General features: G+C 37.7%; 17 protein-coding genes and 1 pseudogene. 6 read left to right on the forward strand and 12 right to left on the reverse strand.

Annotated elements, in window-relative coordinates:
- Positions 1-144 precede the first annotated feature (144 nt).
- The 9 genes and pseudogenes from ACN6MT_RS00535 to fsa all read right to left on the reverse strand — a co-directional run bounded on the left by ACN6MT_RS00535 (position 145) and on the right by fsa (position 9407).
- On the reverse strand, positions 145-1122 hold the full coding sequence (locus ACN6MT_RS00535) for a ring-cleaving dioxygenase (protein ID WP_419954377.1): 978 nt from the start codon (positions 1120-1122) through the stop codon (positions 145-147).
- Between the two features lie 19 nt (positions 1123-1141).
- A complete protein-coding gene (locus ACN6MT_RS00540) occupies positions 1142-2110 on the reverse strand; it encodes a ring-cleaving dioxygenase (RefSeq protein WP_419954378.1) in 969 nt (322 codons plus the stop codon).
- Positions 2111-2627: 517 nt separating this feature from the next.
- Complete coding sequence (locus tag ACN6MT_RS00545) at positions 2628-3410, reverse strand: SDR family oxidoreductase (protein ID WP_419954379.1); 783 nt, start codon at positions 3408-3410, stop codon at positions 2628-2630.
- 135 nt (positions 3411-3545) lie between these two features.
- Positions 3546-4214 (reverse strand): ribose-5-phosphate isomerase RpiA, encoded by a 669-nt coding sequence (gene rpiA, locus ACN6MT_RS00550; RefSeq protein ID WP_419954380.1) that lies wholly within the window; start codon positions 4212-4214, stop codon positions 3546-3548.
- A 53-nt stretch (positions 4215-4267) separates the two neighbouring features.
- Positions 4268-4420: a BA3454 family stress response protein gene (locus ACN6MT_RS00555; protein ID WP_419954381.1), complete on the reverse strand. Its 153-nt coding sequence runs from the start codon at positions 4418-4420 to the stop codon at positions 4268-4270.
- 244 nt (positions 4421-4664) lie between these two features.
- A complete protein-coding gene (locus ACN6MT_RS00560; RefSeq protein WP_419954382.1) occupies positions 4665-6275 on the reverse strand; it encodes a DUF4179 domain-containing protein in 1611 nt (536 codons plus the stop codon).
- Positions 6253-6819: an RNA polymerase sigma factor gene (locus ACN6MT_RS00565; protein WP_419954383.1), complete on the reverse strand. Its 567-nt coding sequence runs from the start codon at positions 6817-6819 to the stop codon at positions 6253-6255. The genes ACN6MT_RS00560 and ACN6MT_RS00565 overlap by 23 nt, the downstream gene beginning before the upstream one ends.
- A gap of 289 nt (positions 6820-7108) precedes the next feature.
- Positions 7109-8581, reverse strand: a pseudogene (zwf, locus tag ACN6MT_RS00570) (glucose-6-phosphate dehydrogenase); the annotation flags it as partial.
- Between the two features lie 169 nt (positions 8582-8750).
- Complete coding sequence (fsa, locus tag ACN6MT_RS00575) at positions 8751-9407, reverse strand: fructose-6-phosphate aldolase (RefSeq protein ID WP_419954384.1); 657 nt, start codon at positions 9405-9407, stop codon at positions 8751-8753.
- A gap of 523 nt (positions 9408-9930) precedes the next feature.
- Here fsa and ACN6MT_RS00580 point away from each other — a divergent pair.
- On the forward strand, positions 9931-10371 hold the full coding sequence (locus ACN6MT_RS00580; protein ID WP_419954385.1) for a YaiI/YqxD family protein: 441 nt from the start codon (positions 9931-9933) through the stop codon (positions 10369-10371).
- A 69-nt stretch (positions 10372-10440) separates the two neighbouring features.
- Here the strand turns inward: ACN6MT_RS00580 and ACN6MT_RS00585 are convergent, their stop codons facing one another.
- Positions 10441-11619 (reverse strand): helix-turn-helix transcriptional regulator, encoded by a 1179-nt coding sequence (locus ACN6MT_RS00585; RefSeq protein WP_419954386.1) that lies wholly within the window; start codon positions 11617-11619, stop codon positions 10441-10443.
- Positions 11620-11876: 257 nt separating this feature from the next.
- Between ACN6MT_RS00585 and ACN6MT_RS00590 the strand changes: the two genes are divergently transcribed.
- Complete coding sequence (locus ACN6MT_RS00590; protein ID WP_419954387.1) at positions 11877-13484, forward strand: glucose PTS transporter subunit IIA; 1608 nt, start codon at positions 11877-11879, stop codon at positions 13482-13484.
- Positions 13485-13696: 212 nt separating this feature from the next.
- On the opposite strand, the gene ACN6MT_RS00595 is transcribed toward ACN6MT_RS00590, so the two are convergent.
- Positions 13697-14080, reverse strand: a complete 384-nt coding sequence (locus ACN6MT_RS00595) for a hypothetical protein (RefSeq protein WP_419954388.1) — start codon at positions 14078-14080, stop codon at positions 13697-13699.
- A gap of 225 nt (positions 14081-14305) precedes the next feature.
- On the opposite strand from ACN6MT_RS00595, the gene ACN6MT_RS00600 reads away from it, so the two are divergent.
- The 4 genes from ACN6MT_RS00600 to ACN6MT_RS00615 all read left to right on the forward strand — a co-directional run bounded on the left by ACN6MT_RS00600 (position 14306) and on the right by ACN6MT_RS00615 (position 18932).
- Complete coding sequence (locus ACN6MT_RS00600) at positions 14306-15838, forward strand: PTS transporter subunit EIIC (protein WP_419954389.1); 1533 nt, start codon at positions 14306-14308, stop codon at positions 15836-15838.
- A gap of 25 nt (positions 15839-15863) precedes the next feature.
- Positions 15864-16556 (forward strand): N-acetylmannosamine-6-phosphate 2-epimerase, encoded by a 693-nt coding sequence (locus ACN6MT_RS00605; protein ID WP_419954390.1) that lies wholly within the window; start codon positions 15864-15866, stop codon positions 16554-16556.
- Positions 16557-16988: 432 nt separating this feature from the next.
- On the forward strand, positions 16989-17828 hold the full coding sequence (locus ACN6MT_RS00610; RefSeq protein WP_419954391.1) for a MurR/RpiR family transcriptional regulator: 840 nt from the start codon (positions 16989-16991) through the stop codon (positions 17826-17828).
- A 102-nt stretch (positions 17829-17930) separates the two neighbouring features.
- Entirely contained in the window at positions 17931-18932 is a 1002-nt protein-coding gene (locus ACN6MT_RS00615) for a DUF3231 family protein (protein WP_419954392.1), read from the forward strand.
- A gap of 146 nt (positions 18933-19078) precedes the next feature.
- On the opposite strand, the gene ACN6MT_RS00620 is transcribed toward ACN6MT_RS00615, so the two are convergent.
- On the reverse strand, positions 19079-20116 hold the full coding sequence (locus ACN6MT_RS00620; protein WP_419954393.1) for a DUF3231 family protein: 1038 nt from the start codon (positions 20114-20116) through the stop codon (positions 19079-19081).
- Between the last annotated feature and the right edge of the window lie 125 nt (positions 20117-20241).

Genomic DNA, 20241 nt, shown 5'->3' on the forward strand with positions numbered 1-20241 from the left:
TAGAGCTCTTAATCGGAATATCTCCATTTATATGGGCTTCATAAGCTTCCTTTATATACATTAGCGGAAATTCTCCGCCTAGCAATTCACATACCTACACCTACACGGTAAAATCAACACTGGATAATAACATAGCCATTCCATCTATTCTTTAACGAATTCCTTTGTACTTCTCACTGTATCAATTGGACGTACTAATTTTTCGATTTCTTCACGTTTTGGCTCTAAAAAAGGCGGTAACGATAATTTTTCCCCAAGTGTTTCATAAGGTTCATCCCCCATAAAGCCAGGACCGTCGGTAGCGAACTCAAATAAAATTTGCGGTGCAACTCTTGCGTACAAGGACTCAAAAAAGTGACGATTTACATAACCGGATGTTTGGAATCCAAAACTACTCATCCGTTCAATCCATTCCTCTAAAACAGCCCGATCCTCTACACGTAGTGCCGCATGGTGAACTGTACCATATCCTTGTCGGGCTTCAGGAAGAACCGCATTATATTCTACAATGACCGAGGCACCATTTCCGCCTTCACCCACTTCAAATAAATGGAAGGATCCGTCTTGTGCAGTCTCCTTAAATAATAGAACTTTTTCCATCATTTCTTTAAAGTAATCAAAGTTCGCAATTCGAACAAAAACAGGACCTAAACCAGTAATGGCATATTCCAGTGGAATGGGACCTTTTTGCCATGGTGTGCCAGATTCCACGCCTTGATTGAATTCATCGGAAATCAATTGATATTGTTGATCATCAAAATCAACAAAAGAGAGTGTTTTCTTGCCAAATTGTTCTTTGATTCCAGTATGTTTGACTTCTAGGCGATCAAAACGTTTTACCCAATAGTCTAACGCCGCATCACTAGGTACACGGAACGATGTCTTTGAAATTTCATTTGTACCGTGAACGCCTTTCGGAATGCCGGGGAAATCAAAGAACGTCATGTCTGTGCCTGCGCTGCCTTTATCATCAGCAAAGAATAAATGATAGGTTTGAATATCATCTTGATTGACTGTTTTTTTAACTAATCGCATACCTAAAACATATGTGAAAAATTCATAGTTCTTTTCTGCACTGCTTGTAATGGCTGTTACATGGTGTATTCCTTTTAAATGGTTCATGATCTATTCCTCCAAGTGTTTAATTTAAATTTAATGGACGTAAATTTTCTTCAATCTCTTTTCGTTTTGGTTCCAAAAATGATGGTAGTGATAGTTTTTCTCCCATTGTTTCCATTGGTTCATCTGTCGCAAATCCTGGTGTATCTGTTGATAATTCAAATAAGATTCCATTGGGTTCCCTAAAATATAATGCCTTGAAGTAATACCGCTCCACTTTCCCTGAATTCGGTAACCTGTATTCTTCCAAACGCGCTGCCCATTGATTATATTCTTCCTCATTCGGAACACGGAAGGCAACATGGTGAACACCACCACGTCCTAAGCGGCCTCTTGGCAAATCGGGTCTTGTTTCAATATGAACCTCAGCACCGCTGCCGCCTTCGCCAGTAGCATAAACCAATATATCAGGATGATCCCCTTCAAGTGATGGATAGGATCCGACAGAACGAAAACCCATCACTTCTGTTAAAACACCAATCGTTGGTTCTGCTATTGCCACTGTGAGGGTTACAGGTCCTAAACCAATAATGGCATTTTCCAATGGAATGTCATTTCTTTTCCAAGGAACCCCAGCTCTCACACCTTTTTCACCGTTATCCGCTACTAGTATGATGCTTGTCCCCTCGAAATCTCTAAAAGCCAATGTATCACGATTTGCTCTTTTTTGAATCTCATCATGTTCTACACCATATTGCTTAAAACGTTCTTTCCAAAATAACAATGATTCTGAATTTCTAACCCTAAGTGATACAGTAGAAATATCTGAAGTTCCCCTGTATGTCTGCCCAAGATGAGGTATGTCAAAGAACGTGACATCCGTTCCTGGTGTTCCTTCACCGTCAGCATAGAAAAGATGATAGGATTCTGTATTATCTTGATTAACTGTTTTCTTGACCAATCTCATTCCTAAAATTTTAGTATAAAATTCATAATTTTTTTCCGCTTTTCCAGTTAATATGGATACATGATGTAGTCCTAAAAGTTCCATCTTATCATCACTCCTGTCATAATATTAATTAATCCATTTGGTGCACGCACTTTTACGTATAGGATAGCTCCAACATTTATTATTTCTCCAAGTCGTGTTAATAGCCCAAAGCTAGTAAACAAATGTCTATCATCTTAAATCTTATTTATTTTATCTTGGATTCGAGATATTATTTTAAAAAAATAACACTTAACTTTTATTCCTTATTAGATGATTGTATTAATATCAGAAAGGGGAAATTATTGCATTTCCATTCCAAAACTCGAATGAAATTATCTTGAATTTGGTTATCTTGAATATGAGATAATAATAATCCTTTTAAATTATTTTGTCAATCACCTTTTATTTTATTGATTAAAATGCCTTTCTACGACACGATCCATTATCTAAATAAAGATGATGAGTCATTCCGGCCGAGCAAAATTAAAAGCAGTCCAATTGGTATGCATCCAATAATGACCTTAAAAAAAACGAATCCAATTCAAATCATTGGAATCGTCTTTTTTGCATGAAAAAATTAATACTTATAGGATTGTCCGCCATCAATTGGAATAACCGCAGCGTTGATAAAACTTGATTGTTCGGATAATAAGAAAGCTACTAAATAACCAACTTCTTCTGGTCTTCCGAAACGCTTCATTGGATTTGGTTCCACGAAAGCTTTTCCAACCTCTTCCCAATTAACTGGGTCGATTTGTTTTAACGAGCCTTCAACCATAGGGGTCATAATGGCCCCAGGCGCAATGGCATTAACATTAATACCAAATTGTCCATATTCGATAGCTGAGTTTCTAGTTAATCCTACTACACCATGCTTACTAGCTGCATAGCCTGATTGATTTCCTACACCACGGATACCACCAACAGAAGCCGTATTAACAATAGAACCTGAACCTTGTTCTTTCATTACTTTTAAAACATGCTTCATTCCATAAAATACACCGTTTAGATTTACGTTTAATACTTTAGCGAACTCGTCGCTTCCAAATTCTTCGGTTAAATTTTGTTTTCCTTCAATTCCTGCATTATTGAAAAATCCGTCAATTTTGCCGTACTTTTCAACTGTTTGCGTAACATAATTCTGTACTGCTTCTTCATCTGCTACATTCGCAGAAATTAAAAGGACTTCTGCTTCAGGGACAGCTTCTAAAACCAATTTTTTTGTTTCTTCTAGAGAATTAGTGTTTAAATCTACTAGGGCAAGTTTTGCTCCTTCTTTCGCCACTTGTAAAGTTGCAGCTCTACCTAATCCAGATCCTGCACCTGTAACTATAACTACTTTTTCTTCAAACCTTTTCATTTTTATCCAACCTCCTACAATTGTTTACCCTAAACGAAACCCGTTAAACGAAGTATCCCCAATTGCTTCAAATAAGACAAAGGTCAATGATTCCATTATTCTTTCCCCATGTGCATTTTCTGATTCTCCCTTGTTCTAGCTTCGGACTATCGTTGATAGCTTATTATCTTTAATGGTAATAACGATATCTGCCATATCTACAAATAATCCGTTATCCACTACACCTGGTATGAGGTTGAGGTTTTTCTCTAACTCTCTTGATTGTGTAATTTCTTGAAAGTTGCTATCTATAATATAGTTACCATTATCTGTTCGATAAGGAGCCCCATCCTTTTTCCGCAGCTTTGGACTGCCTCCAAGTTTTCTAATATGTTTTGCTGTCATTTCGTATCCAAATGGAACTACTTCAATCGGCAATGGAAAAGTTCCTAACGTATCGACATTTTTATCAGAGTCGGCAACGACAATAAACGTTTTAGCTGCTGCAGCGATGATTTTCTCTCTTAAAAGAGCACCGCCGCCTCCTTTAATAAGATTAAGCTCAGAATCTACCTCATCTGCACCATCAATTGCGACATCAATTTGCTCTATCTCATTAAACGATACAAGTGGAATGCCAAGTTGTATCGCTAATTGTTTCGTTTGTTCAGAAGTAGGAACTCCTTTAATGGAAAGTCCCTGCTGAACTAACTGACCGAGCTTCGTGATGGTATAAAATACAGTAGAACCCGTACCGAGTCCAACCACCATACCGTCTTTCACATATTCAACAGCTTTTTCCCCAACTTCTTTCTTCTCATTCAAGGCTTTGTCTCCTTTCGACTAAAGTTGGAAATTCTCCATTTTTATTTTGTCCATTATTTTGCAACTTGTTCCCATGCCATCTGTAAGATTTGTGGTTCAGAAGTGTCCTTACTTGCAATGACGTTTGTTTGGTATTTCTTCCCCTTATAATTAAGTTTTACAGTGATTTCAATCCTCAGGTTCCCTCCCTGCCAACAATAGTTCATTTCTCATTATTAATTATAATTTTGATTTCTAAGTTATTTTAAATAGTGTTAGTTACTTTATGTAATCAATGTTATATCTTCAAATAAAAGCCGTCAATCAAAGTATCTCAAATTCGAAATACTTTATGAAGTAATTCATTAAGAAAGGCTGGCGAGTTCGCCAGCCTTGTTGTTATGATTATCTGAAACTTCTACAGTTACCCAAGGGTCTTTTTTTCTGTTAACATTCATTTATCAAATTTACTTATTTATACAATGGAACTTCCCATTTATCCCCTGTTTTTTCATATCGCGTTACGGAAAGCAGGTGTAAAGTTAATTCCCCAGAAACTTCTTCAATATCATAGGATTTGAGATCAAGTGTTGTCTTGTAGCGGCCATTTTTATCTTTTTCATCTAGAATAGCTCCGCTATGATATGCAAGGAATGGTTTACCTTGGTTATCCACAATAGCCCAAGCTCCAAAATCAGAACTCCCTGCTTCTTTTCCTCCTTCCATTTCAATGGTAAAAATATTTTCGATATCGACAGGGTTAAGTGACTTGCGGAGCGACAATTTAAGCTTCTTTTTCGCCTCCTTTATCGTGATAAAATTACCTTCATATTCAAACGAGACTGGGTTCTTCTTCAATTCTTTCGGTTTAAACTTGATCGAGAAATCGGAAGGCACTGTTTTCACAACGCCATCTAATACAAATGTTAGTTTGCCATCCTCTTTTTGCGGGATAAAGGATTCATTCCAGGCAACCTGCCCGATTTCCCCCATTTCAGCACCTGAACCTTGGAGTACTCCTGAATCACTCGGGTGCCCTTTTCCTTCCAAAAAACTATTGTGATGGTACACTGTTTTCTTTTCCTCGTTCTCTATATGGTATTGAATAGCCGTTCCAAAATTAGTGAAAGAGTTGACGATTTCCTCACCAAATCTGTCTTTTAGATTCCTAATCTTCTCTTCTACCTTTGCCTGTTCTTCTTTAGCAAAAGACGTTTCATATAATAATTCACTAGAGGAAGGAGCAAATCGAACTTCCTTCATATTAATCTCCACGCCATTCATGCTTGTTACCGCCCCATTTAATGAGAGAGTGGTGGTAAATTTATTTCTTTCTCTTAAATCAACTGGAATCTCCAATCTCCAATTGCCCTTTACACCGTCTAGCTCAACCAAATCAAATGTAACGTTGACTGCCTTTAAATCCTCTTGTTCCCGCAGCGAAAATTCGATTAAGCCGTAATCACTTCCGTCCTGCCAACCCAAGCCAACCCCTTCAAGTCTTTTTCCATTTTGATCGCTGGCGTAGATTTCGTTCTTGGAATCTGCTAATTCAATATAGGAATCTTGTATTTTTCCTTTTTTATTAATGATTTGATAGGATAAAGCCACCCGGGAAGTATCTGCGACCACATCTTCTACCTTTAATGTAAGCCCATGATTTGTCACTTCACGATTAACCCGCTCTGCCATACCTGCATTCGAAGCTATTTTTAAGCCTTCGTCTACTTGATCGGTTGCAAACAAACCTCCAACCCACTTTGCAAAACTTGGATTCAGTGTTGTGCTAAATCCAACAGCTAACACCAGTCCTGCAGCAAACAGCATTCTTCGTTTCCAAACAGGCTTTTTGGGCTGTTTTTTATAAGGTCCAAGCTGAGCAAGAACGGTAGAAGCAAAATCATCTGGCAGCGCCGGTGTTTGTAAGGTTTCCATTAAAAACTTTTGTTCTTCGTCAAGCTTTTCAACGATGTGTTGACAATCCTTGCAGCTTTCTAAATGAGTGCTGAGGTCAACAAGCTCCTGTTTCGATAACATGTTATCAACATATTGTGATAGTTTATCTATCGTTGGACAATTCATGAAAGTACCCTCCTTCTCGTTTGACAGAAGCTCTCATTTTAATCTTTGCGCGATGAAGTTTATTCCGAACGCTTGAGACAGGGAGTTCGCACAACTCACTAATTTCGCTATAGCTTAATTCATTTACATAGCGTAAAAGAATAATCATTCGCTCATCTTCAGGAAGGTCTGCAATTAAACGCTCAAGCTGGCGGTTTTTCTCCTTTTTCAAAAAAATGAGCTCAGGATGATGGGAATTTACTAGTTTTTCTTCCTTTATCTCTACCACTTTCATTTTATAGCTCTTCTTGCGGAACTCATCCATACAATGGTTAATAGCCACGCGGTACATCCAATTGGAAAACGATCCCTTATTATCGTATTTCCCCAGCTGTTGATACACCTTTATAAAGGCTTCTTGTACTAAGTCTTGTGCATTCTGCGGATTTCTTGTCATCCTTAAAATGGTGGCATATAACTGATTTTTGTATTTATTGATAATGTGTGCATAGGCTTGCTTATTTCCAGATAACACTTCTTGAATCCATTGCCATTCTTCATCCATAAGAACCCCTCCTGCTAAAACGACCATGTGCACGTATCGCTTTTCTTTCTTTCATCTATTATAACGAGTTCACATGCTGAATAATTTCATATAAAAAAGAAAAAGAAGCGAAACGTTACCCTCCTCCGTTGCCAATGACCCTAAATTCTTGTTGAACTCCAGATATCAAAAGGGCAGCCTTATCCCACTGATAAGGCTGCCCTTTTATTCTCTACTTTATAGAAAGTTGTTTTTGTAATTCTCCTGTTTCTGCTTTATCTCCTGGTTGAAGGACCGTATCCTTACTATCTTGAAGCTCTTCATCAAGCCACCATTTAAAACCATTTTCCAATAATAAGGATTCTGAAGCAGCAGGACCATATGAACCTGATTGATAAGGATGGAGCGGTACTAGATTTTTCTCAAATGCATGAAGAATAGGCTGTACCCATTCCCATGACAATTCAACCTCTTTCCAATGAGCAAAGAAGGTAGAATCTCCATTAAACGCATCAAAGATTAGTCTCTCATATGCTTCCGGTACGTCCAATCCTAATTGTTCATTAGCGAAATTAATTTTGATTGGAGTAACCATTCCGTTATCCAATGGGTTTTTGCTGTTTAATTGTAAAGAGATATTTTCATTCGGATTGATTTCAATAATCAATAAGTTAGGATCAAGTTGGCTATTTTTATATGACTGGTTTTCCATATTTTTAAATTCAATCACAATCCGTGTTGACTTTTCCTTCATTCTTTTTCCAGTACGAATGTAAAAGGGAACCCCAGTCCATGATGGATGATCGACCCACAATCGGGCAGCAACAAATGTATCTGTAGTGGAAGAAGGATTTACTCCAGGCTCTTCTATATAACTTGGAACCTTTTGATCATGTACCTCTCCTGAAATGTACTGGCCACGGACAATATCGGTTGGAACATCTTCTTCTTTTAAAGGACGAAGAGACTCTATGACCCTCCGCTTCTCCTGTCTAATTCCGGCTGCATTAATTTTTTCAGGCTTATCCATAGCTGTCATCATTAAAATTTGCAGCATGTGGTTTTGGAACATATCACGAATGGCTCCAGCTTGGTCGTAATAACCGGCTCTCTTCTCAACCCCAACGGTTTCACTGGCAGTAATTTGGACATTTGCAATATGGTCTTTATTCCAAACAGAACGTAGAATCGGGTTGGCGAAGGCCAAGGCTTCCAGGTTCTGAATCATTGGTTTGCCTAGGTAATGGTCGATTCGATAAATTTCCTCTTCTAGAAAGGCACGGCTAAGTTTTTGATTAAGTTCACGTGCGGATTTTAGATCATGACCAAAAGGCTTTTCGATGATTAATCGTTTCCAGCCATTTGTCTGACCAAGGCCGCTATTATTTATGTTTAGGGCGATGGTATCAAAAAATTCCGGTGCCACTGAAAGATAAAACATACGATTTTCTTTTAAATCTAGTTCTTCTTCCCGCTGCTTGACTAATTGAAGCAGCTGTAGATAATCATCTTTACTGGTGACATCCAATCTGCTGTATCGGAAATATTCTAAAAACTCTCCCATATTTGCTGCCTCGTGTTCAAGGCGGCGTGAAAAGTCTAAAATCGAGTCCTTCACTTTATCTTGAAAATCAGAATGAGAAATCTCCCCTCTTCCGAGCCCAATAATAGATATCGATTGTGGTAATTTTTGATCAACATACAAGTTGTAAAGCGCTGGATAAATCTTTCTTCTCGCTAAATCCCCAGTTGCTCCAAACAAGACAAATGTCATTGAATCCATTTTTCTTCCCCCATGTTCGAATTCCGTCTTCTCCCAGTTTCTAGCTTATGCGTTCGTTTTAAGCTCTTTATCTTTAATGGTAATAACAAAATGACTCCGGGTACAATACCGGAGTCATTAACTGGTTTCCCTATTTTTTCACACATTTTCTCTATCAAATATGTTGGTTTTAAGCGTTCCAGTCAGCAGCAAATTTTTCAATACCTTGGTCAGTTAACGGATGTTTTGATAATTGCTCAATAACCTTAAATGGAATTGTTGCAATATGAGCTCCTGCTAACGCCACACGTGTAACATGGTCAGGATGACGAACAGACGCTGCAATGATTTGTGAATCCAAGTTTTGAACCTGGAACATCTTTGCGATTTTCGCAACTAGTTCTACACCATCTTCGTTAATATCATCTAAACGGCCTAAGAATGGTGAAACATATGTAGCACCTGCACGAGCTGCTAATAATGCTTGGTTTACACTAAAAATGAGTGTAACGTTTGTTTTAACACCTTTTTTGGTTAGGTAACGGCAAGCCTCTAATCCGTCCAATGTCATCGGTAACTTAATGGTGATATTTTTATCGCCACCGTTAATTTTAATAAGCTCGTCTGCTTCCGCAATCATTTGTTCAGCTGTTACAGCATGAGGTGTTACCTCGGCAGAAACAGACTCCACTTCTGGAACGGCATTAAGAATTTCTTCAATACGATCCTCAAATTTAACGCCTTCTTTTGCTACTAAAGAAGGGTTGGTTGTTACTCCTGATAATACACCAATTTTATACGCTTTTTTGATTTCATCAAGATTTGCAGTATCGATAAAAAATTTCATTATCTTTTTCCTCCAGTTATATTTATATTTATCCTTATTTTACATTTTTTCGACAGCATGTCCACTAAAATTGTCTCGCAGTGCGGCTGCAATTTTATCAGCAAGATGTCATCTTCTAGAAGAACGATAGCGTATTATGATGGACATTGCAATGACTGATGTTGCTTTTTATAGGAGCCTTATCTTACCTATACACCATTTTCACACATTAAAGCACTGCAGAATCCCTTTAGTTTCTTCATAATTCGAATATTTCAATTAAAGCAATCTCAGTCAAATTGATTTTCGCTGTTATTTTTGAAAACGGAACCATTTTAATTTCGTGGTTCACCCTTCAACAAAAATAGTTCAACATTGATAATTTGTCCATTATCTAAAAAATCCACTCCATCCTAATCTTGATAACAAGAAATCCTTTTCTTATTTTTTATTCTTTCTAAAGTGGTATATTTAATAAAAGAGGTGGAGATGACTAAATCGCAATATATCCTTCATCAAAATTGCAGGTACAGGAGAGATTACGATGAAAATTTATGTTGACGCCGACGCTTGCCCAGTAAAAGATATTATTATCACGGAAGGTACGAATGCTGATATTCCTGTCATTCTTGTTACTAGCTTTTCACATTTTTCAACTGCGGAACAACCAACAGGAGTGGAAACCATTTATGTTGATTCCGGAGCAGATGCGGCAGATTATCGGATCATGAAGTTAGCACAAAAAGGGGATATAATCGTTACACAGGATTATGGTCTTGCTTCGCTGGGTTTAGCAAAAGGGTGTACGGTGCTGCATCATACTGGTTATAGCTATACAAATGAAAACATTGATCAATTGTTACAAACACGATATTTGAGTGCAATGGCTCGAAAAAGCGGCAAGCGTACAAAAGGACCAAAACCATTTACAGCAGAGGATCGGGAGAAATTTAGGAAACATTTTAAAACAGCCATTTCTTCTTAAAAAATAATGTTTACCTATATCAAAGCTCCTTTCCCCCGGACAATCCCCTTCTCTATCTCCCCCCACTTCCTATTCTGCAACCTCGTCTCGATATTGAGAGGGAGTCCTGCCTGTTTCCTTTTTAAAGACTCTTGCAAAGTAGGAAGGATCTTCATAGCCAATGGTCCAGGCAATTTCCTCAACAGTTAGGTTCTCCGTTTTTAACAAGTGTTTAGCTTGATTTATTCGTAACATCTGCTGAAAAGCAGATAAGGTCATCTTTGTTTCTTCTTTAAATTTTCGGGAGAGGTGACTAGGATGGATGGACAAGTTTGCCGCCAATTCTTCTTTATTGATTGGTTTATTATAAAAGCTGTGGATATACTCAATCACCCGCCTGGTCAAGGTTGTGTATTTACTTAAAGCATTTGAAATCACTAAATCGCAATATTCCCCAATCATACGATCTTCCAATTCATGCAGTGTTTCTACTTGATTCGCATTTTCAATTTCATAAGCAAATTTTTCTGAAATCCGATGAAGCATGATGGCGGGTACATGACTATTACGTGCTGATGTTCGGAGCAGCGTATTTAATATAATGGCCACATTTTTGAGTCGCCGTAACGGCTGATTTGGAAAACGTTCTGCAAAAGAAAACAGCATGTTTTTAGAATTAATCAGTGCTAAAGCAGTCTTTTTATCCCCGCTTTCAACAGCATGCATAAAGTCCTTTTCCGTCTTATACCTCAATTTGACTATTTCTGCTTCTTCATCAATGTTATGTTGGTCCTCCTGATGAGGAGCAGAACGGGTGCTTTTATCAGAAAACATAACAAATGGGGCCAGTTCCTGCTCCATCATGTTGGTAAACTGCTGAAGGACGCTTCCAAAACTGCTTGCCTGTTCAGCCGTTAGTACATAGATTTTATCTGCTATCAGCCTTAGATCTTCACATTGTGTACCTGAGAGCCGGTATTCCGTTGATAAGCGGTATAGATTCGGTGTCTTATCAAAATAAGGACCGATAATAATCGTAAAGCACTCTCCATTGTCGCAGAAGGAATATCCAAAATAATGTAAGTCCCATTCATTAATATAGGAATACAGCTGTCCTCGCTGCTCCATTTTGTCATACAAAAATAGAACATCTCCATCCCTTGAACCAGGCATGAATGCAGGAATGGAAATGACTTCATGGTGGTAAACAAGCTCGCGATTTTGAGCCAATACATATGTATTTAAATTGGTTAAATGTTGTATTTTCATAGCCGTTGAGACAATTTTTAATCGTTCCAGGGTGATTTCCCTCCAAATAAGTGGCTGCAAAATAAAATCGATATCAGTCCAGATTATATCAAAAAAATCCTACTACTAAATTCATTACGTTCATTATACTAATATTACATTCAGACCTTCAATTCATGATGTTGAAAATGAAAGCGTTAATAGACTTTATGATTTTTGATATAGAAATATGGGAAACCTAACTAAGAGATAGGGATATGGGAGTGAGGAAATCAACTATGAGTAGTCAAAAACAAGTTCATCCTGATCAAATACCTTCACCTAATCAATCAAAAGAAACGAAATTAGCCAAAGTGTTAAGCGTCATCTCAGGAAGTTTCGCCCCGATTATCGGTGTTCTTGCGGGTGCCGGACTTTTAAAAGCAATGTTATCGGTTTTAAACACCATTGGCTGGCTGTCAAAAGACAGTGGTGCCTATATCATTTTATCCGCTGCCGGAGATGCTGTTTTTCACTTTCTTCCTTTGTTTCTCGGAATATCGATAGCGCTTAAACTAGGTGCGAACGGATATGTGGGCGGGGTTATTGGTGCCTCTATACTGACTCCTGAAATTATGCACCTTGTTGAAAACGATGTGAAGACAATCGACTTTTTTGGCCTTCCGGTCTTATTAGCAGATTATTCTTCTACTGTTTTTCCAATCTTTATTGCTATGTTTGTTTATGCAGGTCTAGATCGGTTTTTAAAGAAAGTCATTTATAAAGATATCCAAATGTTTATTAACCCGATGATATCTTTAATCATTCTCGTTCCATTAACCATGTTGGTGTTCGGTCCTGTTGGTACGCTGCTGGGAGAAGGATTAGGTTCAGTCATTAGTTTCTTAAGCGACAAAAGCGGACTTTTAGCAGGGGCAATTTTAGGTGCTTCTTGGACTTTCCTAACCATTATGGGATTGCATTGGACCGTTATCCCATTAGCTATTGCAAATCTGGCAACGGGTCCAGACCCTATCATTGCCATGGCTGCGGCAGCTCCGTTTGCTCAAATCGGAATAGGTATTGCCGTTTTTCTGAAAACACGCGATAAAGATCTGAAGGCGCTGGCAGCGAGTGGAATTGTTCCTGGCGCATTGGCAGGAACAACCGAAGCGATCAATTATGGAATTATTCTTCGTTATCGAAAAACCATGGTATATGTAATCATTGCAGCGGCAATAGGCGGGGCTATCAATGGCAGCATCGGTGTTATGATGAATGACTTTGTTCTTCCAAGTGTTCTTTCCATCCCTGCGTTTACACCGATTTGGGAATATTTAATTGGGATTGGCGCTGCATTTGTCATAGGGTTCCTTTTGACGTATCTGTTAGGATATGAAGGCAAAAATTCAAAAGTAGATGATGGTTTTACTGAGAATATTTTTGGTGTAAAACCAGAAACGATTAAAAGTCCATTACGCGGGAAAGTCATACCATTAAGTACTATTCGTGATCCATTATTCGCAACCGAAACGGTCGGGAAAGGCATTGCCATTGAGCCGGAAATTGGCAATATTTATTCACCTGTTGATGGTGTGATTAGCACACAATTTCCGACAGGACATGCTGTTGGGATACAGTCTGAAAATGGTGCCGAGGTGTTAATTTATATTGGCCTGGATACGATAAAGCTGAAAGGAAGATATTTTACACCGCATGTAAAACAAGGTGATCATGTGAAGCAAGGCGACCTGCTCATCGAATTTGACATGGATCAAATAAAAGCACAGGGTTATGAAACATCCACATTGGTGGTGATTACCAACACTGATCAATATATGGATATTAATGCCACTGCTAGCGGAACAGTAGAACAAAATGATCAGTTGTTGAAATTATCGGTTTAAGCTAAATTTAAAGGATTGGCCAACATTTGGCCAATCCTTTTATTCTTTTCATTAACGGTCAGTTAAATCATATTAATTTTAAACAAACGTTCGATTAGTTTTTGTAACCAGTAATGCCAAGGCTCCAGCCTGTCTAATCAAACGTTTGATTAGTTTACCACTCGATTTAATCAATCGTTTGATTAGTAAATCTGTGATAATAAGTATGATTTTTATTTCGGTAGATTGACTGAATCTTTATTCTTACGTTTTTTAACTTCTGCCATTTTGGCATAAAAGTTTTCTTCTAGATCAATTCCAAAGTAATTATAAAACTTCAGCATATACGCCAGACAGTCTGATAATTCCTTACCGATGTCTTCTTTAATCTGTTTCTTGGCTAACTCAAATGCTTGTTCCTCTTCCATGCCATTTTCTACATAAGAAGCCGTAAGATTAAATGCCTTCCTTAGTTCCTCCGCTACTTCGGCAACCTCCGTCGTTAGAAGCATGTAATTATTTAAAAGAGACTCTCTGCTCTTTGTATAACTCTCCTCAGTAATATCCCATCCCATATCTTTTTGATACTGTTTCGCAAATGTTTGTATATCTTTCATTGTTGCTCCTCCCGTCACTCAAAGGTCAGAATCCGTCAATTCAAATAGTACACTTACAAACGAACAAACGAAAGTGAAAATGTTTTCACTGTTACGGGTAGAATAATGAAAACCATTAAAAACGGTTCCAACCCCATTGTAAACCAGTGATGACGGATATATGATACCGGTGTAAGGTTTAAGTCAACAAGCTTCAGATCAACAACATGAAGGAGGTCAATAGTAATGAACAAAGCTTTTGAAAAAGCTCAGCAATTTGGTAAATCATTTATGCTTCCGATAGCGGTTTTACCGGCAGCAGGTTTGTTATTAGGAATAGGTGGAGCGCTGTCCAATCCGAATACGGTTTCAGCTTATCCATTTTTAGATATCAGCTGGTTACAGGCGATTTTTACAATCATGAGTGCAGCAGGTGTGATTGTATTTGCCAACTTGCCTATCATTTTCGCTGTCGGTGTGGCAATCGGTTTAGCCCGTTCAGATAAAGCAACTTCTGGATTAGCTGCAATGATTGGTTACTTTGTAATGAATAGTACCATCAATGCCTTTCTTTCTTTAACCGGTGAATTAGCGAAAGATAATTTGGCAGGAGCCGGGCAAGGGATGGCAGTCGGGATTCAAACATTAGAAACCGGGGTATTTGGCGGGATTGTCGTTGGTATCGTGGCAGCAGCCTTGCATAATAAATACAATAAAATCCAGCTGCCTCAAGTCTTAGGATTCTTTGGTGGATCTCGATTCATTCCAATTGTAGTTTCGTTTGCTTCGATTTTCGTTGGAGCCATTCTTTTTGTGATTTGGCCTTACTTCCAAGCTTTAATCAATCAGCTTGGGTCGCTTGTCACAAGTACTGGAGAAATCGGAACTCTTTTCTATGGATTTATTTTACGTATGCTTGGACCGCTTGGCTTGCATCATATTTTCTATCTTCCTTTTTGGCAAACAGCTCTTGGCGGTACACTGGAGATTGGTGGAAAATTAATCAGTGGTACACAAAATATCTTCTTCGCGCAATTAGGCGACCCTTCGACCGAACAATATTACGAAGGGGTATCAAGATTCATGTCCGGCCGTTTTATTACAATGATGTTTGGTTTACCAGGTGCCGCATTGGCTATCTATCATTGCTCTAAAAAGAAAAATAGAAAAGTCGTTGCAGGAATTCTGTTATCAGCGGCCTTAACTTCTTTCTTAACAGGAATAACAGAACCGCTTGAATTTAGTTTCTTGTTCGTCGCACCGCTTCTTTATCTAGTACATGCCATTTTCGATGGTTTTGCTTTTATGATGGCAGACATATTCAATATTACGGTTGGACAAACCTTCTCAGGTGGATTTATTGATTTTATTTTATTCGGAGTTTTACAAGGCGCTGATAAAACAAACTGGCCATATGTTTTATTGGTTGGTATCCCTTGGTTCTTCTTATACTACTTTACATTCAAATTCTTAATCAGAAAAAAGAACTTCAAAGTCATTGGCCGCGAAGATGAGGATCAGGTTACCGAACAAGTTTCAGCTACAGAACGTGCTAAAACAATTGTTGAGGGTCTAGGCGGAGCGAGCAATATTGATATAGTCGATTGTTGTGCTACACGACTGCGTGTCACTATAAAAGATGAATCCTTAGTGAAGGAAGATGTCATTAAACAGACCGGATCAAAAGGAATTGTGCAAAAAGGAACAGGTGTACAAATTATTTATGGACCTCAAGTCACCATCGTGAAAAACGAAGTAGAAGAGTATTTAGGTCAATAATAATTAATAAGGACGTGTTTTTGAAATGCAACAAGTGCTGGAACAGATCAAAAAAGGATTAATCGTTTCTTGTCAGGCTTTAGAAGAGGAACCATTGCACAGCTCGTTCATTATGGGACGGATGGCAGTAGCTGCAAAGGAAGGTGGCGCAGTTGGCATTCGGGCCAACTCCGTCCCTGACATTTTGGAAATAAAAAAACAAGTAGACCTTCCTCTGATTGGAATTATAAAACAAGTATACAATAACCATCCTGTCTTTATAACGCCAACGATGAAAGAGATTGACGCCTTAGCAACGACTGGTGCCGAAATCATTGCAACGGATGCAACGAATCGAATCCGGCCAGATGGCAGTGATTTAGAATCCTTTTATCGGAAAATACGATCAAAGTACCCTCACATTTTGCTGATGGCAGACGTCTCTTCTGTTGAAGAAGCTATTTTTGCTGATGAGTTAGGGTTTGATATAGTAGCACCGACATTATACGGATATACAGAAGAGACAAACGGTTTGAAGATCGATGACAATGACTATGAAGTTATCAAACAAATCGTAAAAGAAGTAAAAAACGCAAAGGTAATAGCAGAAGGTAATGTTTCAACACCGGAAATTGCCCGCTTCGTCCTAGACATTAATGTTCATGCGGTCGTTGTCGGCAGTGCAATTACAAGACCACAGATCATTACGAAAAAATTTGTGGATGCTCTGCAAAAATAAACTGTAATAAAGAATAATCCAGGCGGTTGCCTGGGTTATTTTTTATCTTTTGGCTCTGTTATTATTCATTGTTAATTTTCGTGTAGTTGGATGTGAGAATTAATAGGCGGAGAATTTCCTGTTAGTTTTAAGAATAAGTGTTAAAAAGCAGATATTAGCGGAGTTATTCCGATTAAAAGCTCTAAATATGCCAAAATCCTTAGGTTTGGCTTATTTATTCGGAAAAACTATCTTTATTTTTAAGGAAAAATCAATATTTCTCAATTTAGGCGGGAATTCTCCGTTTATTATTCAAAGATAGTGAAACCCAACATGTAGTTATAGATTACAGTAGACTAGTTAAGAACTTTTCATAGTTTCTGATCATTTAACTAAGAATAAAATTATCCCCATGCTTTATGAACGGATGGATTATCAAAAAGGAGAAAGCATATGGAATATCTCGGTGAGAATCTTCTTCATGGTATAGCCTGCTCTATGGAAAAATTCACAAGCTCTGAGGCAGAGCTTGCAGAATATATTGTCAAAAATCCTGATGAAATTAGTCAATTATCGATAAGTCAAATTGCGAAAAAGATTCATATTTCACCGGCTACAATCACCCGTTTTTGTCAAAAGATCTCTTTTTCAGGATTTAATGAATTTAAACATGAATTAAAGCGATATATCGATTTAAGAAATAAACCTGCGGCGGCCAGTGATATAAAAGAGATTGATTATTTTTCTAAACTCTATCAAAACCATTTGGAAATCATTGAAACGACCTTTCGAAAGATGACTTATTTTGATATCCAGCAAGCGGTTTCTCTTTTAAATAGTGCTCAGAAAGTTCATGTTTACGGTATTGGTAACTCAGGGATTGCAGCCCAAGAGTTTAAATGGAAGTTCTTTCGAATTGGAATCCAAGTTGAGTGCATTACTGATCCACATCAAGCGGCAATGGACGCTGCATTAAGTACAGACAACAGTTTAGTAATTGGAATTTCCGTTTCGGGGAGAACAAAAGAAGTTATTGATGCGGTTAAAATCGCCAAGAAACAAGGCGCTTCGATTCTTGCCATCACAAGCGATAAAAAATCTGAACTTTCCAAGTTAGCAGATTTCACCCTTGGTGTCATGAGTAAAAGTAATATGCATATGGGTCAGAACATCTCTCCAACCCTGCCGCTGTTTTTGCTTTTTGACTTAATTTACACAGATCTTGTTGCAAAAGACTATATGAACCGGATTCAGACCCGTGATAAGACACTGAGGGCTTTGGAGGATATTTAAATAACCATAATGGGGTTTCTTACTCTCTTTCGTGTATCATTAGATATTTTTTCTATTAAAGGGAAATCTAATCCTTAGTGATGTACCAAAGGAGGGAATTTAGTGGATCATAACGTTGAACTTACTTCAGCAGAAATAGCAAATCTATGGACTCAATATATGAATGATTCGTTATCCATTTGTATCCTTACTCATTCAATTGAAAAGGCAAAAGACCAAGATATTAAAGAAGTACTGGAATTTGCCCTTAGTCTTGCAGAATCCCATATCAAAAAAATTGCGGAATTTTTTAATCAGCAAAAATTTCCTATTCCAAAGGGATTTTCATTAGAAGAAGATGTGAATCTTAATGCCCCTCCCTTATTTACGGATGCGTTTATGATAGACTACTTGCATATTATGACCTTACTTGGATTAACAGGGTACGCTGGTGCGGTAGCAACCTCATGTAGAGAAGACCAAATAGATTATTTTATCAAATGCAACATCGAAACAATGGAATTACATAAAAGAATCATTAATGTAATGCTAAACAAAGGTCTATATAGTAGGCCATCTCGAATTAATACACCAAGTCAAGTTGAATTTGTTGATAATCAACGTTATTTAACAGGTTGGTTTGGAAAGAAAAGACCTTTAAACGCTGTAGAAATTAGCGGTATGAGTTTTAACATGAAAAAGGATGTTGCTAAAACTGTATTAGAATTGGGTTTTGGACAAGTATGTCAAACAAAAGAAATTCAAAAGTATTTCGAAAGAGGAAAAAATATATGTAAAAACCATTTTAATACTTTTAGCAATATGTTAACCAAGGAAGAATTGTCTTCCCCAAAATCATGGTCCTCTGAGGTAACGAATTCCACCGTTTCTCCATATTCAGAAAAATTAATGTTATTTCATATTGTCACCTTAGTTTCATCTGCGATTGGCTACTATGGTGCTGGTTTATCAGTGACTCAAAGAAGAGACTTAGCTTTAGAGTACACAAAGTTTATGACCGAAGTTGCGTTGTATGCAGAAGATGGGGCACAACTATTAATAAAGTACGGCTGGCTGGAACAACCACCATTAGCGTCTGACCGAGAGAAATTAGCAAAGGGATAGGACGGTGGCGAATACCGCAGCAAACGAGTAGAAATCAATTTGGGGCCCTGAAGAATCTTCAGGGCCCTTAAAATTACTTACAGGTGGGGGATGGATTTTTTCCTGTTACTACTATGCATGCATGTTTTGGACATTTAAATAAGTAGCTATTTTGAAGCCAAATTCTTTCTCTCTGCTGCATATGGAGGTTTTTCCATCCAGCCATTTTCGATCATGAGTTTAGCTGCCTGTTCACAAAATAAAGAGATTTTTGCAAACGACCTAGAATAAACTAGCCCAACATCATGTCTTCCATTTACCGCAACTGAATTTCCATACGCCCTTAACTTCATGGAAAACATATCTGCCTTATGAAATAGCATAATTTTATCAGAAAAAGGGGAAAACGTTGAGTTTGTTACTAAATGGTCTAAAAGAGATGGAGAAGGTAAATTTTCATCGTGTAGTTTTTGCATGTAACGTTCTACATTGGTATGTGTTAGATCTCTCCCTTTTTCAAACAATTTCCGAACCTGTTCGTTTTTTGCGACTTGGGCAAATGCCATAATCAATGCTTTACTGGTTACATTGTTCTCAATATTATCGTAAAAATGGGTGATTTCCAGGGCATGTAAAGGTCGTACATGCCCGAAGAAACCATTTAAAAAATCTTTATGGACAAATTCCACTTGATCTGGGACCGGAATTAGAGGTGGTTTTATGATAAGCCCTTTATGCATTAAAATCGCTTTGATTTGGTCCATTAAATCCATAGTGGACTCCAAACAATATCTAAAAAAATCTCTTACATCTTTCCTGTAAATAAGTGGGTACCCGACGTTATAAATACTCATTCCAGCTTTTGCAACATATTTTAAGTAATGCACATAGAACTGATCTTCGAATAATCGAGGTACTCCTGGGTTTACATCTTCCTCTTCAGTAAAACCTTTAGGAATAGGGAAATTTTCTTTATTAAAGATTTCTTCCGTTGTCTTCATTAAATCCATGCTTAAATGATATGCATTTTCTACTAAAGTTTTAATATCCTCATCCTCGACGTGTTGTAAATAATAAGATAAAATGCATTTTGCCATACTGTTTCCCATATAGGTTGCCCATAGTTTTGCCATTTCTGCAGACGTTAATTTTTCCGTCGTTTCTGTATTTTGTGAAATTAGATTAATCGGTTTAAGTACTATCATATTAACCCCTTGTATTGGTTTTTTCGATAGTATTTAACGTAATGTGAAATGCTATACAGACCCACCATTTAATTGTTCCAGCACCAAATAAAGACAGAATTCTGGAGGGACCATTTTTTTATCTA

The organism is Neobacillus niacini (assembly GCF_048572935.1).
GTDB classification, from domain to species: domain Bacteria; phylum Bacillota; class Bacilli; order Bacillales; family Cytobacillaceae; genus Neobacillus; species Neobacillus niacini.